Genomic DNA, 20,654 nt, shown 5'->3' with positions numbered 1-20,654 from the left:
AATGTCCACGGCCCTTGGCCCCCTAGATATGACACCCCCAATGATGTTGGCCCCAATGGCCGGGATCACCGACCTTCCGTTTCGCGCCCTCGTGGCACGGTTCGGGGCAGGGATGGTTGTGTCTGAGATGGTGGCCAGTCATGACATGCTGAACGCACGCCCCGGCAGCCGCGAAAAAGCAGAGCTCGGGATCGGTGTTGGCAGCACGGCGGTACAGCTTGCCGGGCGCGAGGCTGCACCCATGGCGGAGGCCGCCAAAATGGTCGCCGGGCAGGGTGCACAAGTGATCGACATCAACATGGGGTGCCCCGCCAAAAAGGTCACCCAAGGCTATTCCGGCTCTGCGTTGATGCGCGATCCGGACCATGCGTTGACACTTATCGAGGCGGTGGTGCGGTCGGTCGACATTCCGGTGACATTGAAAACACGACTTGGCTGGGACGATGCAATGATGAATGCGCCCGAGATTGCGGCGCGCGCCGAGTCCGCAGGAATAAAGCAGATCGTGATCCATGGGCGCACACGATGCCAGTTTTACAAGGGACGTGCAGATTGGGCCGCTATTCGCGCGGTCAAAGAGGCCGTTAGCATTCCCGTGATTGCCAACGGCGATATTGTTGATGCCGACAGTGCTGCCACCGCCTTACGCCAGTCGGGTTGCGATGGCGTGATGATCGGACGAGGTGCGCAAGGGCGCCCCTGGCTACTCGCTGAAGTGGCCCATGCACTTTATGGCACGCCTGCGCCAGAGGTTCCGAAGGCGGCCGCATTTGTTGACCTTGTGATCGGACATTATGAATCAATGCTGGCCTTTTATGGTGAAGTTTTGGGCCTGCGTGTAGCGCGGAAACATCTGGGTTGGTTTATGGACATAGCCAAAACAGGTGCTGATGCGCGGCGGTCCGTGCTGACGGCGAAATCGGCAAAAGAGGTTTTGGCGCTATTGCCGGATGCGTTGATGGCGGATGCCGGGCAGGTGGCGGCATGACCACTGTTGGAGACCTCTGGGCCTCTTTGCCGGTGCCCACAATTGTGATCGGACCCAACGACGACATTGTGGACATCAATTCGGCTGCTGAAGGGTTCTTTAATGTCTCCGCCAAGACAATGCGGGGTGCGCCTCTTTGGGATCAGCTTGCTGTTGATGCCCCGCTTGAGGAAAGCCTCGCTAGGGCGCGTAAGAATGGAACGCCACTTTTTGTAAATGACGTTGACGTCGGCTCTGGCCAGCGCGCTCCATTGCAATGTGCCTTGCAGATCGCGCCTCTGGTCGGCGCTTCGGACCATATGGTGCTGATGATCTCCCCGCGCGAGCTGGCCGGTCGCATGACGCAAAGCAATTCGGTGAAGTCTGCAGCCAAATCGGCGATCGGGATGGCCGAGATGCTGGCGCACGAAATCAAAAACCCGCTCGCCGGTATCACCGGCGCAGCGCAGCTTCTTAGCATGAACTTGGGTGCTGAAGATCTTGAACTTACTGATCTTATCGTCGAGGAATCCCGCCGCATTGTGAAGCTGCTGGAACAGGTTGAGCAATTTGGCAACCTGTCTCCCCCAGACCTGCGCCCCGTGAATATCCACGATGTTTTGGATCGCGCCCGTCGCTCTGCTTTGCTTGGCTTTGGTGCGCACATGCAGATCATTGAGGATTATGATCCCTCTTTGCCACTGGCGTTTGGTGATCCGGATCAACTGCTCCAAGTGGTGCTGAACCTGCTCAAGAATGCATCCGAGGCCGCGGCCCAAAAGGGCGGCAAGATACGCTTGCACAGCTATTTCGAGCATTCCTTCCGTTTGCGTCGCGCGGATGGGACAGGCCAATCGCTGCCATTGCAGATCGAGATCATCGACAATGGCCCCGGTCTGCCAGACGGCATTGCTGCGGATATCTTTGACCCGTTTGTCTCGGGCAAGGAAAACGGCACGGGCCTTGGCCTCGCGCTGGTCTCAAAAATCATTTCGGATCACGGGGGCTGGATTTCCGTTACCTCTGTGCCGGGTCAAACCGTGTTTCGCCTGTCGCTGCCACGCGCGCCCAAATCCGCCATACCCACTGCAGGAAAAGAGGACTGATCCATGGATGGAACCGTACTTGTTGCCGATGACGATCGCACGATCCGCACTGTTCTGACCCAAGCGCTGACTCGCGCCGGGTGTAAGGTGCATGCGACGTCTTCCCTTACCACTTTGATGCGTTGGGTGGGTGAGGGCAAAGGCGACGTCGTCATTTCCGATGTCATGATGCCCGACGGCAATGGCCTCGAAATGCTGCCCAAAATCAGCCTAGATCGCCCTGGTCTGCCTGTGATCGTGATTTCCGCGCAGAACACGATCATGACGGCGATCCAGGCGGCAGAGGCGGAGGCCTACGATTATCTGCCCAAGCCGTTCGATTTGCCCGACCTGATGAAACGCACCGCCAAGGCGCTGGAGATGAAAGCGCAGAGCCCGGCCCGCGTGTCTGAGGATGAGCGCCCGGACGAGTTGCCGTTGGTGGGACGCACGGCGATCATGCAGGCGCTCTATCGGGTTGTCGCACGGGTGATGAACACGGATTTGCCAGTGCTGATCTGGGGTGAAAGCGGAACAGGTAAGTCTCTGATTGCACGCGCAATTCATGATTTTTCCGACCGTCGCTCGCTGCCATTTTTCACTGCTACCGCCGCTGATCTGCAGGACCTTGAGGGACCTGCACGGGTGCTGGCGCGGGTCAAGGGTGGTACGCTGTTGATCGATGAGATTGGCGATATTCCTGAAGAACTACAGGCCCGCATTGTGCGGATGATGGACACCCCTGGCGAATATGTTCCGCGGTTTCTGGCGACCAGCCAATCGGATCTGACGGCGGCGATGGAGGCAGGGCGCGTACGCAAGGACCTCTATTACCGTCTGTCTGGGGCCACGCTAAACGTGCCTGCCTTGCGTGAACGCGTCGATGATATCCCGTTGCTGGCCGACCATTTTCTAGTCCGTGGTGAAAAGTCGGGACAGGCTCCGCGCGTCCTGTCCGAAGCAGCAGCCGAAATTTTCCGCACCTACAGCTGGCCTGGAAACGTGCGCCAGCTGGAAAACGCGGTGCGCCGGTTGGGTCTGACCAGTCGAGCAGTTGAGATCACTGCGCCGGAGGTGGAGCAGGTGCTTGGCAGTCAGCCAGAGCTGGAGCCGATCCGCAGTGCAGGCGATACGGAAAAGCTGGGCGCGTCTGTGGCGCGCCACCTCAAACGCTATTTTGACCTACACGGCAACATGCTGCCGCCCCCCGGCCTGTATCAGCGAATCCTGCGCGAAGTTGAAATTCCTCTGATCGAAATAGCGCTGGATGCGACAGGCGGAAATCAGGCTAAATGTGCCGATCTGCTTGGGATTAACCGCAATACACTGCGCAAGAAGATCACGGACCTCGATATAGAGGTGACACGGCGTCGCAAATTGATGTAATACTGCCACACAACCAGTGGCATCTGCGCCGCAATGGTGCAGCAGATCAATGGATTTAGCGGTTAGGTGCCATTGGCGCCACATCATCGAGGTCATGCCAAGTGGCATCCGGGACACGTACCAGTTTGTGGCTGACGTTTAGCCGTCTTTACCGCCGCAAACGCTATCGCAATGCAGCGACGCTTGGGCTTGTGGTTCTTGGGCCCGTGCTGGCGTTGGTCACGTATCTTGTCCTCGGACCTCTCGATCAAGGGGCAAGCGCACTTGCTCTGCGCCTCGTTTTGCTGGCCGACCTTGTTTATGTGCTGGTTGTGGCGGCCCTTGTCCTGTCTCAAATCGCGCGTCTGATTGCGGCGCGGCGGGCAAAATCCGCAGGATCTCGACTCCACTTGCGGCTGACTGGCGTGTTTGCTGTGATGGCGCTTATCCCCACAGTCACTGTGGCTGTGTTTGCGGGGCTGACCGTGAATATTGGACTTGAGGGTTGGTTTTCAGATCGCGTCAGCCGCGTTGTCAGTGCGTCACTGGCGGCGGCCCAAGCTTATGATACCGAGCAGCGCGAAGATCTGATCACTGACGCCCGCGCTCTTGCGCGTTACATCGACACCATTCGCGGCCAACAGACGGTCGGCGACCGAGAGGTGCTGAGCGAGGGGCAGGTGCAAGTGCAGCGTGGCCTGCGCGAAGCGTACATGATCGACGGCACTGGAGAGATGCGCGCACGCGGTAATCGTTCCTACCTTTTTGATTTCGAGCGCCCTTCCGCCGACGAAATTAGCGCAGCCATTGCCGCGGGCGGCATAGGCATTCAGGACTGGCCCAACAATGAATTCCGCGCGTTGGTGCCATTGGCAAGCTATGTGGACAGGTTGTTGTACGTCAGTCGTGAAGTAGATGGGGAAATTCTTTCACTACTCGACGAAACGCAGGAAACTGTGCGTCTTTATCAGCAGTTGGAAAGTGAACGGGGCAAGGTGCTGTTTCAATACGGCATTCTGTATCTCGGCTTTGCTGTTATCCTTATTCTGGCGGCGATCTGGCTGGGGCTTTGGTTCGCCGAACGCCTCTCTGGCCCGGTGGGTCGTTTGACGGGTGCGGCGCAACGGGTTGGCGCGGGTGATTTGGATGTTCAGGTGCGCGAAGAGATGGGCGATGACGAAATCGCAATGCTCAGCAGGTACTTCAACCAGATGACAAAACAACTCAAAGCTCAGCGCAAGACCTTGCTGGACAACACGCAGCAAATTGAGCGACGCGAGCGGTTGTTTGATTCCGTACTTGGATCGGTGACGTCGGGCGTCATTGGACTGGATGCCATGGGGCGGGTGACCTTTGTGAACCGGTCGGGTTCGCGCCTTCTGGGATGGCGGGATGATCATGAATCCGCGCCGCTGTCTGTTGCAGTGCCAGAGTTTGCGGCCCTGTTTGCACTGGTTCGTGCCAGCAAACAGGAAGTGGTTCAGGGCGAAGTCAAAGTGACACGCGGCGGACGTCTTGAGAATCTGTTGGTCCGGATCGCTAAACGGCGGCGGGATGACGGTCGGCTTGAAGGATACGTGGTCGCCTTTGATGATGTGACGGATCTGTTGAGCGCGCAGCGCATGGCTGCGTGGGGCGACGTTGCCCGCCGTATCGCGCATGAGATCAAGAATCCGCTGACCCCGATCCAGTTGAGCGCGGAACGGATCAAACGGAAATTTGCCCCTAAGCTGGGTGAGGACAGCGATAGTCTGGAACAGATGACGGATGTGATTGTCCGCCAAACGGGTGATCTGCGCCGGATCGTGGATGAGTTTTCCAAATTCGCCCGCATGCCGGAGCCAGATCGTCAGACTCATGATCTGGTGTCCATAGTGCGAGACGCAGTGGTCCTGCAGCAGTCCGGTCAGCCCGGTGTCAAGATTACGGCTGACCTTCCGACAGAGCCCATACTGGTCGATGTCGATGCGACGATGCTGTCTCAGGCGCTGACCAATCTGATTAAGAACGCGGGCGAAGCGATTGATAACTTGTATGAAAAAGGCAAAGCGCCGGAAGGGCATTCGCGTCAGATCGAAGTCGCAATGTCTCTTGGCGCGTTGGGTGCGGAAGTGAAAATATCCGATAACGGCATCGGACTGCCCGCTGACCGCGCGCGCCTTTTCGAACCTTACGTAACGACACGCGACGAGGGCACAGGCCTTGGCCTGCCCATCGTTAAGAAGATCATTGAAGAACACGGGGGCACACTGACCCTCGATGATGCGGCCCTGTTTGAGGGCCAAACCCATTCCGGGGCCATGGCGGTGGTGACACTGCCTAACGATGTCCTGGCACAATTTGAGCAGGAGCAGGTGGTATGAGCGATATTCTGATCGTTGATGACGAGCGCGACATTCGAGAGCTGATTTCGGATATTCTGAAGGATGAAGGGTATAAGACGCGGCTTGCGGGGAACTCGGATGACGCGATGGCTGAGGTCAACTCCGAACCTCCGGCGCTGATGATCCTCGATATCTGGTTGAAGGACAGCCAGATGGACGGGATCGATATCCTGAAGGCAGTGAAGCGTGACAACCCGGATGTACCAGTCGTCATAATTTCGGGCCATGGCAACATCGAGATTGCCGTCGCCGCGATCAAGCAGGGCGCTTACGATTTCATCGAAAAGCCCTTTAACATTGATCAGTTACTGGTGGTGATCCGGCGCGCGATGGAAACGTCTCGTCTGCGCCGTGAAAACTCCAGTCTGCGCCGCCCTGAGGCCGCGCAATCCACGATGGTTGGCGCCTCGGCCAGCTTCCGCGGTCTTATTTCGCAGCTGGACAAAGTGACCAAGTCGAATGGCCGCGTGATGCTGTCAGGCCCGGCGGGGGCAGGCAAGGAATTGGCGGCGCGCTACATTCATGCCAAATCGGGCCGAGCTCAGTCGCCGTTTATCACAGTCAACTGTGCCGGGGTCGAACCAGAGAACATGGAAGACATGTTGTTTGGCCGTGAATCAACGGATCGGGGTCTGGAAAAGGGGCTGCTAGAACAGGCCCATGGTGGCGTAATCTATTTCGACGAAGTGGCTGATATGCCCATCGGTACTCAATCCAAAATCCTGCGTGTTCTGGTCGACCAGCAATTCCAACGGGTAGGCGGCAATGACAAGGTGCGCGTCGATCTGCGCGTGATCTCGTCCACCAACCGCGATCTGGAACAAGAGATTGCGGCAGGCACTTTCCGCGAGGAACTTTACCATCGGTTAAATGTGGTCCCAATTCCCGTTCCGAGCCTTGAAGAGCGGCGCGAGGACATTCCGCTGCTGGCTGCGCACTTCATTGAGGAATGCAACAGCGCCCAAGGCCTGCCCAAACGCGATTTGAGCGAAGATGCCGCGGCTCTTTTGCAAACCATGGTGTGGCCCGGCAATGTGCGGCAGTTGAAGAACATGGTGGAACGCGTCCTGATCCTTGGGGATGGGACAGGGCCAATTGAGGCCCGTGAGTTGCCCGGGTCCGAAGAGCCGAGCAACGAAGACGGGCGGGTGGTGCTATCGGGCGCGCTGGCCACTCTGCCATTGCGTGAGGCACGCGAGGCGTTTGAGCGGGAGTACCTTCTGACCCAGATCAATCGCTTTGGCGGAAATATCAGCCGGACGGCGAATTTTGTCGGGATGGAGCGATCTGCCCTGCACCGCAAGCTGAAGTCGCTGGGCGTGGTCACGTCGTCAAAGGCTGGGGCCCGCGTGGCGCATCTGGATGAAGAAGAGCAGGACGCCGAAGCCAGCTAACCGGACACCGACACGGTTTCGGCCCATTTTCTGTGGCATCAAGCGACGTCTAGCGAGCCCGTATCGAAAGCTGTGCGAGCACGTCTAGCCCCTGCATGTTCAGGAAATGCAGCATGTCGATGAAGACCCAGTTTTCAGCCAGTTTGTCCCCATCACGCCGGTAAATATCGACCACCCGCATATCCGCCCATTTCCCTGATGGTGGCAGTCCCAGGTAAGGCCCTGTGCATTCCATCGTCAGGTTGGCCCAACCAAAGAAGCCGCCATAGTTTCCTTCGGCCATGCGGCAAATGTGCCCGTTGAACTGGCGCGCACCCAGTTGGGTGCGAAATGGTTGCTGATGCTGCTGAATGTAGCGGTCGATGGTATAAGTCGCACCGATCCCCGTAGGTCCCCACCAGACCATGTCATCCATCCAGTCTTCGGCCAGTTCTTCTTGCGGGGTAGGTGGGTTTTCTGCCTTGTTGGCATTGTCGATCGCGCCGATCATGCGTTCGATCAGGGCGAGAGTCTTGGCGCTCTCATTTGTGTCCTGTGCATCACGTAGCAGCCCGTCGTGGGTCATCGGGCCAGGCTGGACCAGTTGTGCCGCGGTCATGTCAGGCAGCGGATACTGACCCACTTGTGCCATCAGGTGCAGCAGATCGATGAACAAGGCCTGTTCGACGATCTGGTCATTCTCAACGCGCGAAAACTCCGCATATCGGACCATGACGATCTTGCCGGTGGGCTGAATGCCGAGAAACGGCGCGTCAAACAGCGCCATGAAGTGGCCCATAGAGGCTACCCATCTACCGCCTGACTCCAAATAGTTGTCACCGGCGAAAAACACATCCTCGCGCCGTTGCACCCGCGACATGGCTTGCAGGAAAGGGGTCCAGAACACCTCCGCCACTGACTGTGGACCGTTCTGAACATGAAACGGATGCATGCCCCGCCATGTGGCTTCTGGCGCCATGTGCTGGCTTAGGGCCCTTGTGACCGTTTCAGAAGTTGCACCGGCCATGGCCGCGTGATGGGCCTGCACGCAGGCCTTGGCATGGGAAAAGTCGATCATTGGTTATCCTTGGGTCACGATCCGGAGGCCGCCGTCAGTTTTGATGGCACAGCTATTGGAATTCAGGCGTGGCAAAACGAGCGAGGGGCCGGGTGGAGCGACCTCGGCCACACCGCGCGGGCAGGTGGGCAACTCGACCGGGGAGTAGCCGCGATCACTCATGTACAACCCTTTTACGCGCGCGCGCAAACTTGCGTTCACGTCGACGGTATAGATCTCTCCCGGCACCCAATATCCGCCCCGATTGTAACAATTGCCTCGTGCGTCACAGGCGCGTCGCGGAATGTACCGGGGGGCAGTTTGGCGCGTTTGGTTTGCCACAGGCGCGTCGCGCAAGGCTTGTACGTCGCAATTTGTGTTGTCGCGGGTAAACTGGGCAGCTGTCACCCCTTCCGCATAGTAGGTTGAAACCGGGAGACAACCGGTCAAACAAACAAGGGCGATGGCAACCAACTGAGCACGCATGTGAGCGACTCTGGCCGAAGACTTGTGCGTTTACAATCGTAATTCGCTGATTTTTGCACACGTTTGCAACCGTTGACCGGAAACGCCCGCTCTGTCATGCAAACGGATGAAAAAGGGCCTCGAGCGGGCCCAAACACCGGGGATACGTATGAAGGTCATTATCTGCGGGGCAGGTCAGGTTGGCTGGCAAATTGCGCGCCATTTGTCAGGTGAGCGCAACGATGTCACCGTGGTCGACAGTGATCCCGACCTTGTGCGACGTGCCACGGACACACTGGACGTTCAGGGGATTGCGGGCTTTGCCAGTTATCCCGATGTGCTGGACCGAGCCGGTGCGCGGGATGCGGATATGATCATCGCGGCCACCTATTCAGATGAGGTCAACATGGTCACCTGTCAGGTGGCGCACTCGGTCTTTGGCATCAATCGCAAGATCGCACGCCTGCGTTCTCAGGCTTATCTGACAGCGATTTATTCTGACCTGTTCCGGCGCGATCACATGCCGATCGACGTGGTGATCAGCCCCGAACGAGAAGTGGCGGCCGCCGCCTTGCAGCGCCTCAGCGCGCCAGCCGCCTTTGACACGGAGATGTTTATCGACGGGCAGGCCCAACTGCTGGGCATTTCATTGGATCAGGACTGCCCAGTGGTGAACACACCTTTGCGCCAACTCACCGATCTATTTTCCACGCTGCGCGTGGTTGTAGTGGGAGTTCGCCGTGAAGGCACGCTGTTCGCGCCGGAGGCCGGTGACCATCTGCTTCCGGGGGATGAGACCTACATCTTTTCCCATGTGGATGACGTGCCGCGCACGATGGAAGTGTTTGGCAAGACAATGACCAAGCAAGAGCGTCTTGTGGTCGTCGGTGGCGGCAACGTGGGTCTAGCAGTGGCCCGCGCTCTAGAAAAACGCACCAACCGGGTGCGCACCAAGATGATCGAACGCAACCGCCGTTGCGCGGAACTGGCCGCCGAAGCGCTAGAGCGCACAATCGTGTTGCATGGCGACGGTCTGGATGTGGCGTTGCTGTCCGAGGCGGGCGTGGCGAGGGCCGATGCGATGCTCGCGGTGACGGATGATGACAAGACCAACATGCTGGCGGCCGTACGTGCCAAGGCCGAAGGCTGCCCTTATGCAATTGCGCTGATCAACGACCCAACACTGGTGCCGATGATGGGGCCACTGGGCATTGACGCCTACATCAACCCGCGCGCAACCACCGTCAGTTCGATCCTGCGCCACATCCGTCATGGGCGTGTGCGTTCTGTCTACTCCATTGGAGATGCCGAAGCCGAAGTGATTGAAGCTGAGGTGCTGTCGACCTCTCCGATGGCTGGTCAAAAGATAAACGAGATAGACTTTCCCGAAGGTGTACTTGTCGGCTCGATCCGTAAAGGGGACAAGGTCACGCGTCCGGTCGGCAACACCCGCATTGACGAAGGTGATGTGATTGCGCTGTTTGCGCTGGCCAAGGATGTGCCCGAGGTGGAGCGCCTGATGCAGGTCTCCATCGACTTTTTCTGATGCAACTACCCGCACGACAGCCATCGCGTATCGGGGCAAACATTCTGCGTTTGCCGCTGTTTTTGCTGCTGGTTGGCGTGTTCTCGGCGTCAATGATGTTGCCTGCAGTCTACGGCGGCGTGGCACGAGATCTGGAGGCCGCGCGCGCCTTTCTTTACACAGCCATCCTCGGCGTAAGTGCCTTTGCCATGATTGGACTGGCCCATGCGGGGCGCGATCCACGCCATGGGAGCCTCGGTCCGCTCATGTCGCTTTTGTGCGCCTTTGTCTTTCTGCCCTTGTTGCTGGCAGTCCCTTTCTACGAAGGACTGGGTACAACCACCTTTCTGAACGCCTATGTCGAAATGGTCAGTGCGATCACCACCACCGGGGCCACGATGTTCGATGACCCTGAGCGGCTGAATGGGACGCTGCATCTGTGGCGTGCGCAGGTGGCGTGGATGGGTGGTTTGCTGATGTGGATTGCGGCCTCTGCCATATTGGCCCCTCTGAACCTTGGCGGGTTCGAGGTGACAGCACGGGCCGAACCCGGGCGTATGCAGACCCGTGACACGACCATGTCCGCGCCGGAAGTGCGTGTGCGCATCACAAAAGTCAGCACCGTTCTGATCCCCATCTATTTCGGTCTGACGGTTTTGTTGTGGATATTGCTGGCGGTTGGCGGGGATACGGGGCTGGTGGCGCTGTGTCACGCGATGTCGATCATGGCGACCTCTGGCATCTCACCGGTCGGGGGGCTCACGGGGGCAAACTCGGGCATTACGGGTGAGGCGGTGATGATGCTGTTCATGCTGTTTGCCTTGTCACGGCTGACCTTTTCGACCGACACAGTGACGTCCGACACAGGAGGGTTGCGCACCGACCCGGAATTTCGGATCGGTATCGCGCTGGTCATAGTTGTCCCGTTGGTTTTGTTCTTTCGCCATTATCTGGGCGCGTTCGACGTGAACGCCGAAGACGACCTACAGGGCGCGGCCCGTGCGTTTTGGGGCAGTGCGTTTACGGTTTTGTCCTTTCTCACCACGACTGGATTTATCTCGGCCAACTGGGGAGAGGCGCAGGCGTGGTCGGGTCTTGGCACGCCGGGATTGTTGTTCATGGGGCTGGCCGTCATTGGTGGCGGGGTCGCCACAACGGCCGGCGGCGTCAAATTGCTGCGGGTCTTCGCGCTCTACCTCAATGGCCTGCGCGAAATGGAGCGGTTGGTGCACCCATCTTCTGTCAGCGGCGGCAATCCTATGGGGCGGCGCTTGCAAAAGGGTGGGGCGTTTATCGCCTGGATCTTCTTTATGTTGTTCGCGCTCAGCCTTGCGTTTCTGACGATTGCACTGACCGCCACGGGTGTTGCCTTTGAGACTAGCCTTGTGATTGTGGTCGCGGGTCTTTCCACAACCGGGCCGTTGCTGGAGGTGGCCGCCGGGGCGCCGATTTCACTGGCTGAACTAAGCGGGACAGCCAAGGGCGTTTTTGTCGCAGCCATGGTGTTGGGACGCCTTGAGATGTTGGCCATCATCGCTCTTTTGACACCGGATTTGTGGCGCGGGTAGGCGAGCCCTTGCAACAGGTCCGTAACGGACTGTTTTTTGGGGTGGAATCTTCTGTGACCCCACGACATACTCAAGTCTTGAGGGACGGTCTGATCCGCAGGCCAAGCAAGAAAAAAGGGCGAACCTGAGATGGCTTCGGACAGACAGAATTTGCAGGATGCATTCCTGAATCACGTGCGCAAGACCAAGGTGCCCGTGACAATTTTCCTGATTAATGGTGTGAAATTGCAAGGCGTTATCACTTGGTTTGACAACTTCTGCGTGTTGTTGCGCCGTGACGGTCAAAGCCAGCTTGTCTACAAGCATGCGATTTCGACCATCATGCCAAGCCAGCCGATCAGTTTGTATGAGGGCGAAGACGCCTCTTGAGCGAAACCGCACCTGATGTCACCCGCGCGTGGGTGATCCATCCCGAAATCAAATCCGATCTGGACCGGCGCGAGGCCTCTCTTGCGCTGGCTGAAGCTGTTTCGCTGGCTCATGCTCTGCCGGAACTGGATGTGGTCGGGTCAGAGATTGCGCGGCTGCCGCGGGCCCGAGCGGGTCTGTTGTTTGGCAGCGGCAAGATTGACGAGATCGCAGCCCATCTCAAAGACAATGAGATTGAGCTGGTTCTGGTGGATGGGGCGGTGACGCCTGTGCAGCAGCGCAACTTGGAAAAGGCTTGGAAGGTCAAATTGCTCGACCGCACTGGCCTGATCCTTGAAATCTTCTCCGATCGTGCGGCCACGCGCGAAGGGGTGCTGCAAGTCGAGATGGCCGCACTCAGCTATCAACGCACGCGGCTGGTCCGGGCCTGGACCCACCTTGAACGGCAGCGTGGTGGCCTTGGGTTCGTCGGTGGCCCCGGTGAGACGCAGATCGAGGCGGATCGACGCGCGATTGACATCCAACTGGTGCGGCTGCGTCGTCAATTGGACAAGGTGGTCAAAACCCGCAGCCTGCACCGCGCCGCGCGCGCCAAGGTCCCGTACCCCATTGTGGCTCTTGTCGGGTACACCAACGCGGGAAAGTCGACCCTGTTTAACCGCCTGACGGGCGCACAGGTCATGGCCAAAGACATGCTCTTTGCCACGCTTGACCCAACGATGAGACGGGTCGAGCTCGACTCTGGCCCCGAGGTGATCCTGTCGGACACCGTTGGGTTTATCTCAGATCTGCCCACCGAACTCGTCGCCTCCTTCCGCGCCACGCTGGAAGAGGTGCTGGCCGCAGACATCATCGTGCATGTCCGCGACATCTCGCACCCCGAGACCGAAGCGCAGGCCGAGGACGTGGCGGCCATCCTCAACGATCTGGGCGTGGATGAAAAACGCACGCAGATCGAGGTGTGGAACAAGCTGGATGCGCTGCCGGATGATCTGGCGGACGCGGCGCGCGCACGTGCTGCCCGAGAGGAAAATGTGTTTGCAATCTCGGCCTTGACGGGCGAGGGGATCGCGCCGTTGTTGGATCACGTGGCGGAGGTCTTGCGGGCCACTGTCACGGCCGAGACGCTGCATTTACCTTATGCTGACGGGCGCAAACGGGCATGGCTGTTTGAGCAGGATGTGGTCGAAGCGGAACGTCAGAGCGAGGACGGTTTCGAATTCCACGTTCGCTGGAGCGCGATGCAAAAGGCGCGGTTTGACGGGCTTTAGCCTGCCTTCGCTTTCTTCTTCTTTTTGGCTTCGATCACCTTTTCGGCCAGATCGCGCGCGATGGCAAAGGCGCCTTTGATCTTGTCGCTGTCCTTTTTCCAGTCACGGCGCACAACGATCTTGTTGTCCTTGACCTTGGCCAATCCGCGTTGATCCTGAATGAAGGTCACGAGCCCTTCGGGTGAGGCAAACTTGTCGTTATGGAACTGCACTGTCGCGCCTTTGGGCCCACCATCCAGTTTGGCAATTCCGGCTCGTTTGCACATCGCTTTGATGCGCACGACCAGCATGAGCGTGTTCACCTCTTTGGGCAACTCGCCAAAGCGGTCGATCAGTTCTGCGGCAAAGCCTTCAAGTTCAACTTTGGTGCTCAACCCACTGAGACGGCGGTACAATCCAAGCCGCACGTCCAGATCGGGCACGTAAGCTTCGGGGATCAGGACAGGCACGCCAAGGTTAATCTGCGGCGCCCACTGGCCGTCTTCTTCGCTCAGGCCCTCCATCTGCCCGGACTTGATCTTGGCAATCGCCTCTTCGAGCATGGATTGGTACAACTCGAAGCCCACGTCACGCATCTGGCCCGATTGTTCTTCGCCCAGAAGGTTGCCCGCACCGCGAATATCGAGGTCTTGCGAGGCCAGCGTGAACCCGGCCCCAAGCGTGTCGAGGCTTCCCAGCACGCGCAGCCGTTTTTCGGCCGTGGCGGTGAGTTTGGCGCGCGGCTTTGTGGTGAGATACGCATAGGCGCGGGTTTTGGAGCGTCCCACACGCCCGCGGATCTGGTAAAGCTGGGCAAGCCCGAACATGTCGGCCCGGTGCACGATCATCGTGTTAGCGGTGGGTATGTCGAGGCCGGACTCCACGATTGTTGTGGCCAGAAGCACGTCATACTTGCCGTCATAAAAGGCGTTCATACGATCATCCAACTCTCCGGCGGCCATCTGCCCATGGGCTACGACGTAGGTGAGTTCGGGCAACTGATCCTTCAGGAACGCCTCGATCTCGGGCAGGTCAGAGATGCGCGGGACCACGTAAAACGACTGCCCGCCGCGATAGTGTTCGCGCAGCAGGGCTTCGCGGATCGTCACCGTGTCGAATTCAGAGACGTAAGTGCGGATAGCAAGACGGTCGACTGGTGGCGTGCCGATGATCGAAAGATCGCGCACTCCCGTCAGCGAGAGTTGCAGGGTGCGCGGAATAGGCGTTGCGGTAAGGGTCAGCACATGCACATCACTTCGCATCTGTTTCAGCCGTTCCTTGTGGGTGACGCCGAATTTCTGTTCTTCATCAATGACAAGCAGGCCGAGGTTCATGAACTTCACGCCCTTGGCGAGCAGCGCATGGGTGCCCACAACTATGTCGCATGTGCCCTTGGCCATGGCGTCGCGTGCGTCGTTTGCGTCTTTGGCAGACACAAACCGGCTGAGTTGGCGCACGTTGATCGGGAAGCCGCGAAAGCGTTCTGCAAAGCTCTTGTAGTGCTGGCGGGCCAAAAGCGTCGTGGGCGCGATCACGGCCACCTGCACGCCAGACATCGCCGCAACAAAGGCAGCGCGCATCGCCACTTCGGTCTTGCCAAAGCCGACATCGCCGCAGATCAGGCGATCCATCGGCGCGCCGCTGGTCAGATCGTCAATCACATTGCCGATGGCCGTCAATTGGTCGTCGGTTTCATCGTAGGGAAAGCGGGCCGAAAATGCGTCCCACATGCCGGGCGGGGGTTCGAGGACGGGCGCTTTTCGCAACGCGCGTTCGGCGGCGATGCGGATCAGCTTGTCGGCCATCTCGCGGATGCGTTCCTTGAGTTTGGCCTTTTTGGACTGCCATGCGCCTCCGCCCAAGCGGTCCAGCAACCCTTCTTCATGGCCGTATTTGGACAACAGTTCGATGTTTTCAACCGGCAGGTACAGTTTGGAGCGCTCGGCATATTCCAGCAGCAGGCATTCATGCGCGGCTCCGGCGGCAGTGACAACTTCCATGCCCTGATAGCGCCCGATGCCGTGATCGACATGCACCACCAGATCGCCGGGCGACAGGGATTGCGTCTCGGTCAGGAAGTTCTCGGCCCGCCGCTTGCGTTTGGGCGCGCGGATCAGGCGGTCGCCCAGCACGTCCTGTTCACTGATGACGGTCAGGCCGGGTGCCTCAAATCCGTGTTCCAGCCCCCAGACGACCAGATGCAGCCCGCGTTTGCCAATGCGGGTTGCGTCGGTGATGGGGATCACTTCAGCCAGTCCCTCATCCTCAATTAGGCCTGTCAGGCGTTCGCGTGCCCCGTCGGAATAGCTCGCAACAACGACCGGACCAGCATCCATTTTAGCCTTAATATGATCCGCCAAAGCCCCAAAAAGGCTCAGTGATTCCTGCTGGCGTTCGGGTGAGAAGTTGCGCCCGATCCGACCACCTGCGTCTGTGACGCCCAGCCCGGTGGCTTGCGGCAGTGCACTGAATTGCAACACGCGTTTGTCGGTGACCGCCGCCTCCCATGCGGTATCGTCTAGATACAGCCCCTCGGGTGGCGCGGGTTTATAGACTGAATCCATCTTGGACCGGTGCGCCATCGCCAATCGGCGGGTTTCGTACTGATCCGCGATGCTGTCCCAACGGGCGAGCCGGGTCGGTGTCACCTGATCATCGAGTGAGATCGAGGCATCCGGCAGGTAGTCAAACAGCGTCTCAAGGCGGTCATGGAAAAAGGCCAGCCAGTGTTCGGCCCCCTGATGTTTGCGCCCCGCGCTGATCGCCTCATACAGCGGGTCGTCCGTGCCTGCCGCGCCAAACTCCAGCCGGTAAGACTGGCGGAACCGCGTGACAGCAGCCTCGTCGAGGATCACTTCGGACACAGGCGCTAGTTCCACCACGTCCAGCTTTTCGGTGGTGCGCTGCGTTGCCGGATCAAAACGGCGCGCGCCGTCCAGAACATCGCCAAAGAGATCAAGACGCACAGGACCCAGATCGCCCGGCGGATAGATGTCGATGATGCCGCCGCGCACCGCATAGTCGCCGGGCTCCATCACCGTTGGGCTTTGCACAAATCCCATGCGCACAAGGAAATTGCGCAACGCCGCCTCATCCACACGACCACCCACACGGGCAGAAAACGCAGCCTCGCGTAGCAGATCGCGTGCCGGCACCCGTTGACTGGCGGCGTTGATGGTTGTCAGCAACACGAACTTGTCCGGCATCCCGTGGGTCAGCGCGGCCAGCGTGGCCATCCGCTGCGCCGAGATATCGGCATTGGGCGACACGCGGTCGTAAGGCAGACAGTCCCACCCAGGAAAGACCAACACAGGCATATCTGGAGCAAAGAAGCGCAACGCCCCCTGCATGGCCGCCAGCCGCTTGTCGTCGCGCGCCACGTGCACAACCGGGCTACGCGCTGCGACTTCGTCCAAAATCAGCTTGGCGTCAAAGCCCTCTGGGGCGCCGGAAACGGTGATGTGGTCTGGCTGGCTCATGGGCTCGGGCGGTAATGAAAGCGAGCGCCTTCAATTGGGGCAATCGCGTGCTCTGTCAACCGCCGAAGGGGCCCACGGACATGTTTTGGTACATCCCCCATAGGGCTGTTGCGAAAATCGCGACCATCCCAATAGCCTGAACATAGGTGCGATGTCGGCCTAGGCGGCGCCACAGCGCTTCGCCCGTCGCCTGTTCGATCTGTATCAACCGGGCGGTGGAGAGATTTAGAGCGCCCACAAGAGACATCGGAAAACCCAGCAGAAACACCGCTTGTGCAAACTCCACGCCATAGACAAAGCCCAAAAGCGCAAGACCGGTGAGGAAAAAGCAGGTGAAGCCCAGCAGCCAGAGGCCCGACACTTTGCTGATGAACAGCAGTCGGTTTGTGTTGATGTGCACCAGCGCATCCAGATCTTCGGACGCTTGCCCGCCATAGCGCCGCGCGCGCGCCACCATGTCATAAGGCACACCCAGCACCCAATGGCTGGCTGTCGACCACACAACCGCCAGCGCGATCCAGAACCACAGGTTCGAGAACGAGCGCATGTCGATGAGTTCAAAGATGGTTTCGTGCCAGTCCACGCGTCGCCTTGCTTGCCTCCTACGGGGCTTGCCCGCAGTGTTTGGCGACCCTCTTAGCGCGCGCAGGGCAGGATGCCTAGACTTGGCAAGCGCAAAATTCCATGCCACCCATGGCCTGTCACCCAAACTGGACAACTGCCCATGCGCCCGACCCAAAGCCCATTTCCCGCAACTCGCCTGCGCCGCACCCGCGCCACGCCTGCGATCCGCAACCTAGTGCGCCAGAATACGCTAAGCGTCGATGATTTCATTTGGCCCGTTTTTGTTCGGAGTGGCGAGGGGATAGAAGAGCCTATTTCTTCTATGCCCGGCGTTTTTCGCCGCTCGGTCGATAAAGTGGTTGAAGCCGCCCGTGAAGCTGCTGATCTGGGCATTCCGGCGATCTGCCTTTTTCCCTATACAGGGCTCGAAGAGCGCACCGAAGACTGTGCGGGTGCCTGGGATCCGGACAACCATGCCAACCGTGCAATCCGTGCCATCAAGGCGGCGGTGCCCGAGATCGCCGTTATGACGGACGTCGCTCTCGATACCTACAACATAAACGGCCATGATGGATTTGTAGAAGATGGTGAGATCGTGAATGACCGCACCGTTGAGGCGTTGGTGAAGATGACGCTCGCTCAGGCCGAAGCGGGTGCCGACATCATTGGCCCTTCTGACATGATGGATGGTCGCATCGGCGCGATGCGTTCTGCACTTGAGAGTGCAGGCCACCAAAAGGTGATGATCCTCAGCTATGCAGCCAAATATGCCAGTGCATTCTATGGCCCGTTCCGCGATGCAGTTGGGGCGTCTGGTGCGCTCACGGGGGACAAGAAAACCTACCAGATGGATCCGGGCAACGCGGATGAGGCGATGCGGTTGATAGAACGCGATCTGGCTGAAGGGGCAGACATGATCATGGTCAAGCCGGGCCTGCCGTACCTTGATATCTGTCGCCGTGCTCGCGACACATTCGGAGCGCCCACTTTTGCCTATCAGGTGTCGGGCGAGTTCGCGATGATCAAGGCTGCTGCACAGAACGGCTGGATCGACGAAGATCGGGTGATGCTCGAGAGCCTGATGGCCTTCAAGCGGGCAGGGTGCGACGGCATCCTCACCTACTTCGCGCCAGCAGCGGCCCGCCTGCTACAAGGCGCATGACGCTATATCCGGGCAGCTGTCACTGTGGCTTTGTCCGTTTCGAAGTTGAGGCACAGATTGACCACGCGCGCATCTGCAATTGCAGTATCTGTCACAAGCGCGGGGCGTTGAACTTCCAAGTGCCCGATGATGCTCTGATCCTCCATACGCCTTTGTCCGAACTGACGCTTTACATGTGAGGCTCGCGCACGGCCAAAGACTATTTCTGTCCGCACTGCGGTATCCTCTCATTCCGACGCCCTGCGGCGCTGACGCAGGGCGAAAGGGCACTAGGCCAGACAGAGTTTGACGGCTGGGCGGTCAACTTGCGGTGTCTTGATGGGTTTGACACTGACAACATCGAGGTCCGGCACATTCCTGGGCGGGATATTATTTTCGACACCTAACCCGCAAAACTTACCACACAGCAAAAACCCGCCAAACAGCTGCAAACACGTGACAGCGCGCGGTAATAGGCGTATGGTTGCGCCAAGCGCGGGCAAACCGCGCAACACATTGAGCAATACAGGCGGTTCAAACATGACACATTCAGGTATGTCACGGCGTGTCTTCACGCTGGGGGCATTGGTATCTACAGGTGCAGTTGCAGCATGCGGCAACGGCGTGGGCAGTCGCGGGGCGGTCACCATCGACGCCCGCGTTGGTGCCACGCTCGACGAGATGTATCGCAGCTATCCCAATACACGCCAACTGGCAGATAAGGCAGACGGCATGCTGGTCATGCCAGTGGTGACTGAAGCAGGATTTGGCTTCGGCGGGGCCTATGGGGAAGGTGCGCTTTTGGTCAACGGCGCAACTGTCGACTACTATTCTGTCATCAAAGGATCGGGTGGCTTGCAGATCGGCGCTCAGCAATTCTCCCATGTGCTGTTCTTTATGACCAATGAGGCATTGAACGATTTCCGCCGCTCTCCCGGCTGGGCAGCAGGAGCGGACCTTGAGTATGTAATCTCGGACAAGGGCGAAAGCGTTGCGGCAGATACAACCACAACACTGTCTCCCGTGTTGGCGGCCGTATTCGCTCAGGCTGGTCTGCGGTTGGGAGCGACATTGGAAGGCACGAAGTATACGCGCGTCATTCGCTGAGCAGTCTTTGTGTCGGTGGGTGACATTGCGCGACTATGCGCGCAATGTCACCCACCGGATCACTCTAGCCGATGGCTCGTAGTCGTTTGAACAGGCTGGACGTATCCCAACGGCCGCCGCCTAATTTCTGCACGTCTTTGTAAAACTGATCGACCAATGCTGTAACTGGCAGGCTGGCCCCATTCTCGTCCGCTGTGTCCAGGCAAATCCCAAGGTCTTTGCGCATCCAGTCTACGGCAAAACCATGATCAAAATGATCATCCAGCATCGTTTCGTACCGATTTGCCATTTGCCAAGAGCCCGCGGCCCCTTGACTGATCACCTCAACCACTGCGCGCCCGTCTAGCCCTGCCTTTTCGGCAAAGTGCAACGCTTCTGACAGTCCCTGAACAAGGCCTGCAATTGCAATCTGATTGCACATCTTGGTGGTCTGGCCCGTGCCACTTTCACCGATGCGTCGGCACAGCTTTGCATAGGTGTTCATGACCGGTTCAGCACGCGCATAGGCGCCTTCATCTCCTCCACACATGATCGACAGGGCGGCATTTTCAGCGCCCGCCTGACCGCCCGAGATCGGTGCATCGACATAGCTGATCTGCAAAGCATCTGCTGCCGCATAAAGCTCTGCCGTCACAGCCGCCGAAACCGTCGTGTGGTCGACAAAGATTGAGCCTGACTCCATCCCGGCGAACGCCCCGTTCTCACCCAGAGTGACCGAGCGCAGATCATCGTCATTGCCGACGCAGGACATCACAAAATCAGCGCCTGCCGCTGCCTCGCGCGGCGTTGCAGCCATCGCTCCGCCATTGGCGTTGACCCACGCATTGGCCTTAGCCGCTGTTCGGTTATAGACGGTGACGTCGTGCCCCGCCTTTTGCAGATGCCCCGCCATCGGTCCGCCCATTACGCCCAGACCCAAGAATGCCAGCTTTGCCATATTTTTCCCTCACGTTTT

At 58.8% G+C, this 20,654-nt stretch carries 17 protein-coding genes; 12 read left to right on the top strand and 5 right to left on the bottom strand.

Translation table 11 applies throughout. From position 1 onward, the window contains the following. Position 1 precedes the first annotated feature (1 nt). From dusB to ABJD00_RS02815, 5 genes are all read left to right on the top strand, one after another. Positions 2-988 (top strand): tRNA dihydrouridine synthase DusB, encoded by a 987-nt coding sequence (gene dusB, locus ABJD00_RS02835; RefSeq protein WP_413829289.1) that lies wholly within the window; start codon positions 2-4, stop codon positions 986-988. After that, positions 985-2,073, top strand: coding sequence for a two-component system sensor histidine kinase NtrB (locus ABJD00_RS02830; RefSeq protein ID WP_413829288.1), 1,089 nt, complete (start codon positions 985-987; stop codon positions 2,071-2,073). Before dusB ends, ABJD00_RS02830 begins: the two co-directional genes overlap by 4 nt. 3 nt (positions 2,074-2,076) lie before the next feature. After that, positions 2,077-3,438, top strand: a complete 1,362-nt coding sequence (locus ABJD00_RS02825) for a response regulator (RefSeq protein WP_413829287.1) — start codon at positions 2,077-2,079, stop codon at positions 3,436-3,438. 131 nt (positions 3,439-3,569) lie between these two features. After that, the gene (locus tag ABJD00_RS02820; protein WP_413829639.1) at positions 3,570-5,780 is read left to right on the top strand and encodes an ATP-binding protein; all 2,211 of its coding nucleotides are present in this window, start codon (positions 3,570-3,572) and stop codon (positions 5,778-5,780) included. Beyond that, the gene (locus ABJD00_RS02815; protein ID WP_413829286.1) at positions 5,777-7,195 is read left to right on the top strand and encodes a sigma-54-dependent transcriptional regulator; all 1,419 of its coding nucleotides are present in this window, start codon (positions 5,777-5,779) and stop codon (positions 7,193-7,195) included. Before ABJD00_RS02820 ends, ABJD00_RS02815 begins: the two co-directional genes overlap by 4 nt. 49 nt (positions 7,196-7,244) lie before the next feature. Here the strand turns inward: ABJD00_RS02815 and ABJD00_RS02810 are convergent, their stop codons facing one another. Together ABJD00_RS02810 and ABJD00_RS02805 are read right to left on the bottom strand one after the other, a co-directional pair. Beyond that, entirely contained in the window at positions 7,245-8,252 is a 1,008-nt protein-coding gene (locus tag ABJD00_RS02810) for an ester cyclase (protein ID WP_413829285.1), read from the bottom strand. 3 nt (positions 8,253-8,255) lie between these two features. Next, positions 8,256-8,717 carry a hypothetical protein gene (locus ABJD00_RS02805; protein ID WP_413829284.1) on the bottom strand — a complete coding sequence of 154 codons (462 nt, stop codon included), beginning with the start codon at positions 8,715-8,717 and terminating at the stop codon, positions 8,256-8,258. 148 nt (positions 8,718-8,865) lie between these two features. On the opposite strand from ABJD00_RS02805, the gene trkA reads away from it, so the two are divergent. The 4 genes from trkA (at position 8,866) to hflX (ending at position 13,429) form a co-directional block, all read left to right on the top strand. Beyond that, complete coding sequence (gene trkA / locus ABJD00_RS02800; RefSeq protein WP_413829283.1) at positions 8,866-10,242, top strand: Trk system potassium transporter TrkA; 1,377 nt, start codon at positions 8,866-8,868, stop codon at positions 10,240-10,242. Then, positions 10,242-11,789 (top strand): TrkH family potassium uptake protein, encoded by a 1,548-nt coding sequence (locus ABJD00_RS02795; protein ID WP_413829282.1) that lies wholly within the window; start codon positions 10,242-10,244, stop codon positions 11,787-11,789. Before trkA ends, ABJD00_RS02795 begins: the two co-directional genes overlap by 1 nt. 129 nt (positions 11,790-11,918) lie before the next feature. Further along, positions 11,919-12,158 (top strand): RNA chaperone Hfq, encoded by a 240-nt coding sequence (gene hfq, locus ABJD00_RS02790; protein ID WP_007119530.1) that lies wholly within the window; start codon positions 11,919-11,921, stop codon positions 12,156-12,158. Continuing rightward, entirely contained in the window at positions 12,155-13,429 is a 1,275-nt protein-coding gene (gene hflX, locus ABJD00_RS02785; RefSeq protein WP_413829281.1) for a GTPase HflX, read from the top strand. Before hfq ends, hflX begins: the two co-directional genes overlap by 4 nt. Here the strand turns inward: hflX and mfd are convergent. Together mfd and ABJD00_RS02775 are read right to left on the bottom strand one after the other, a co-directional pair. Further along, positions 13,426-16,887, bottom strand: a complete 3,462-nt coding sequence (gene mfd, locus ABJD00_RS02780; protein WP_413829280.1) for a transcription-repair coupling factor — start codon at positions 16,885-16,887, stop codon at positions 13,426-13,428. The two genes, hflX and mfd, sit on opposite strands and share 4 nt — an antisense overlap. Before the next feature lie 55 nt (positions 16,888-16,942). Further along, positions 16,943-17,470, bottom strand: a complete 528-nt coding sequence (locus ABJD00_RS02775) for a component of SufBCD complex (RefSeq protein ID WP_108837761.1) — start codon at positions 17,468-17,470, stop codon at positions 16,943-16,945. Between the two features lie 141 nt (positions 17,471-17,611). On the opposite strand from ABJD00_RS02775, the gene hemB reads away from it, so the two are divergent. From hemB to ABJD00_RS02760, 3 genes are all read left to right on the top strand, one after another. After that, on the top strand, positions 17,612-18,613 hold the full coding sequence (gene hemB / locus ABJD00_RS02770) for a porphobilinogen synthase (protein ID WP_413829279.1): 1,002 nt from the start codon (positions 17,612-17,614) through the stop codon (positions 18,611-18,613). Then, complete coding sequence (locus ABJD00_RS02765; protein WP_413829278.1) at positions 18,610-18,792, top strand: GFA family protein; 183 nt, start codon at positions 18,610-18,612, stop codon at positions 18,790-18,792. Before hemB ends, ABJD00_RS02765 begins: the two co-directional genes overlap by 4 nt. Positions 18,793-19,132: 340 nt before the next feature. After that, positions 19,133-19,699: a YSC84-related protein gene (locus tag ABJD00_RS02760; protein ID WP_413829277.1), complete on the top strand. Its 567-nt coding sequence runs from the start codon at positions 19,133-19,135 to the stop codon at positions 19,697-19,699. 64 nt (positions 19,700-19,763) lie between these two features. Here the strand turns inward: ABJD00_RS02760 and ABJD00_RS02755 are convergent, their stop codons facing one another. Beyond that, entirely contained in the window at positions 19,764-20,636 is an 873-nt protein-coding gene (locus tag ABJD00_RS02755) for an NAD(P)-dependent oxidoreductase (RefSeq protein WP_413829276.1), read from the bottom strand. Between the last annotated feature and the right edge of the window lie 18 nt (positions 20,637-20,654).

The organism is Tateyamaria sp. (assembly GCF_039945315.1).
Taxonomy (GTDB): Bacteria; Pseudomonadota; Alphaproteobacteria; order Rhodobacterales; family Rhodobacteraceae; genus Tateyamaria.
This window is presented reverse-complemented; position numbering and strand designations above follow the sequence as displayed.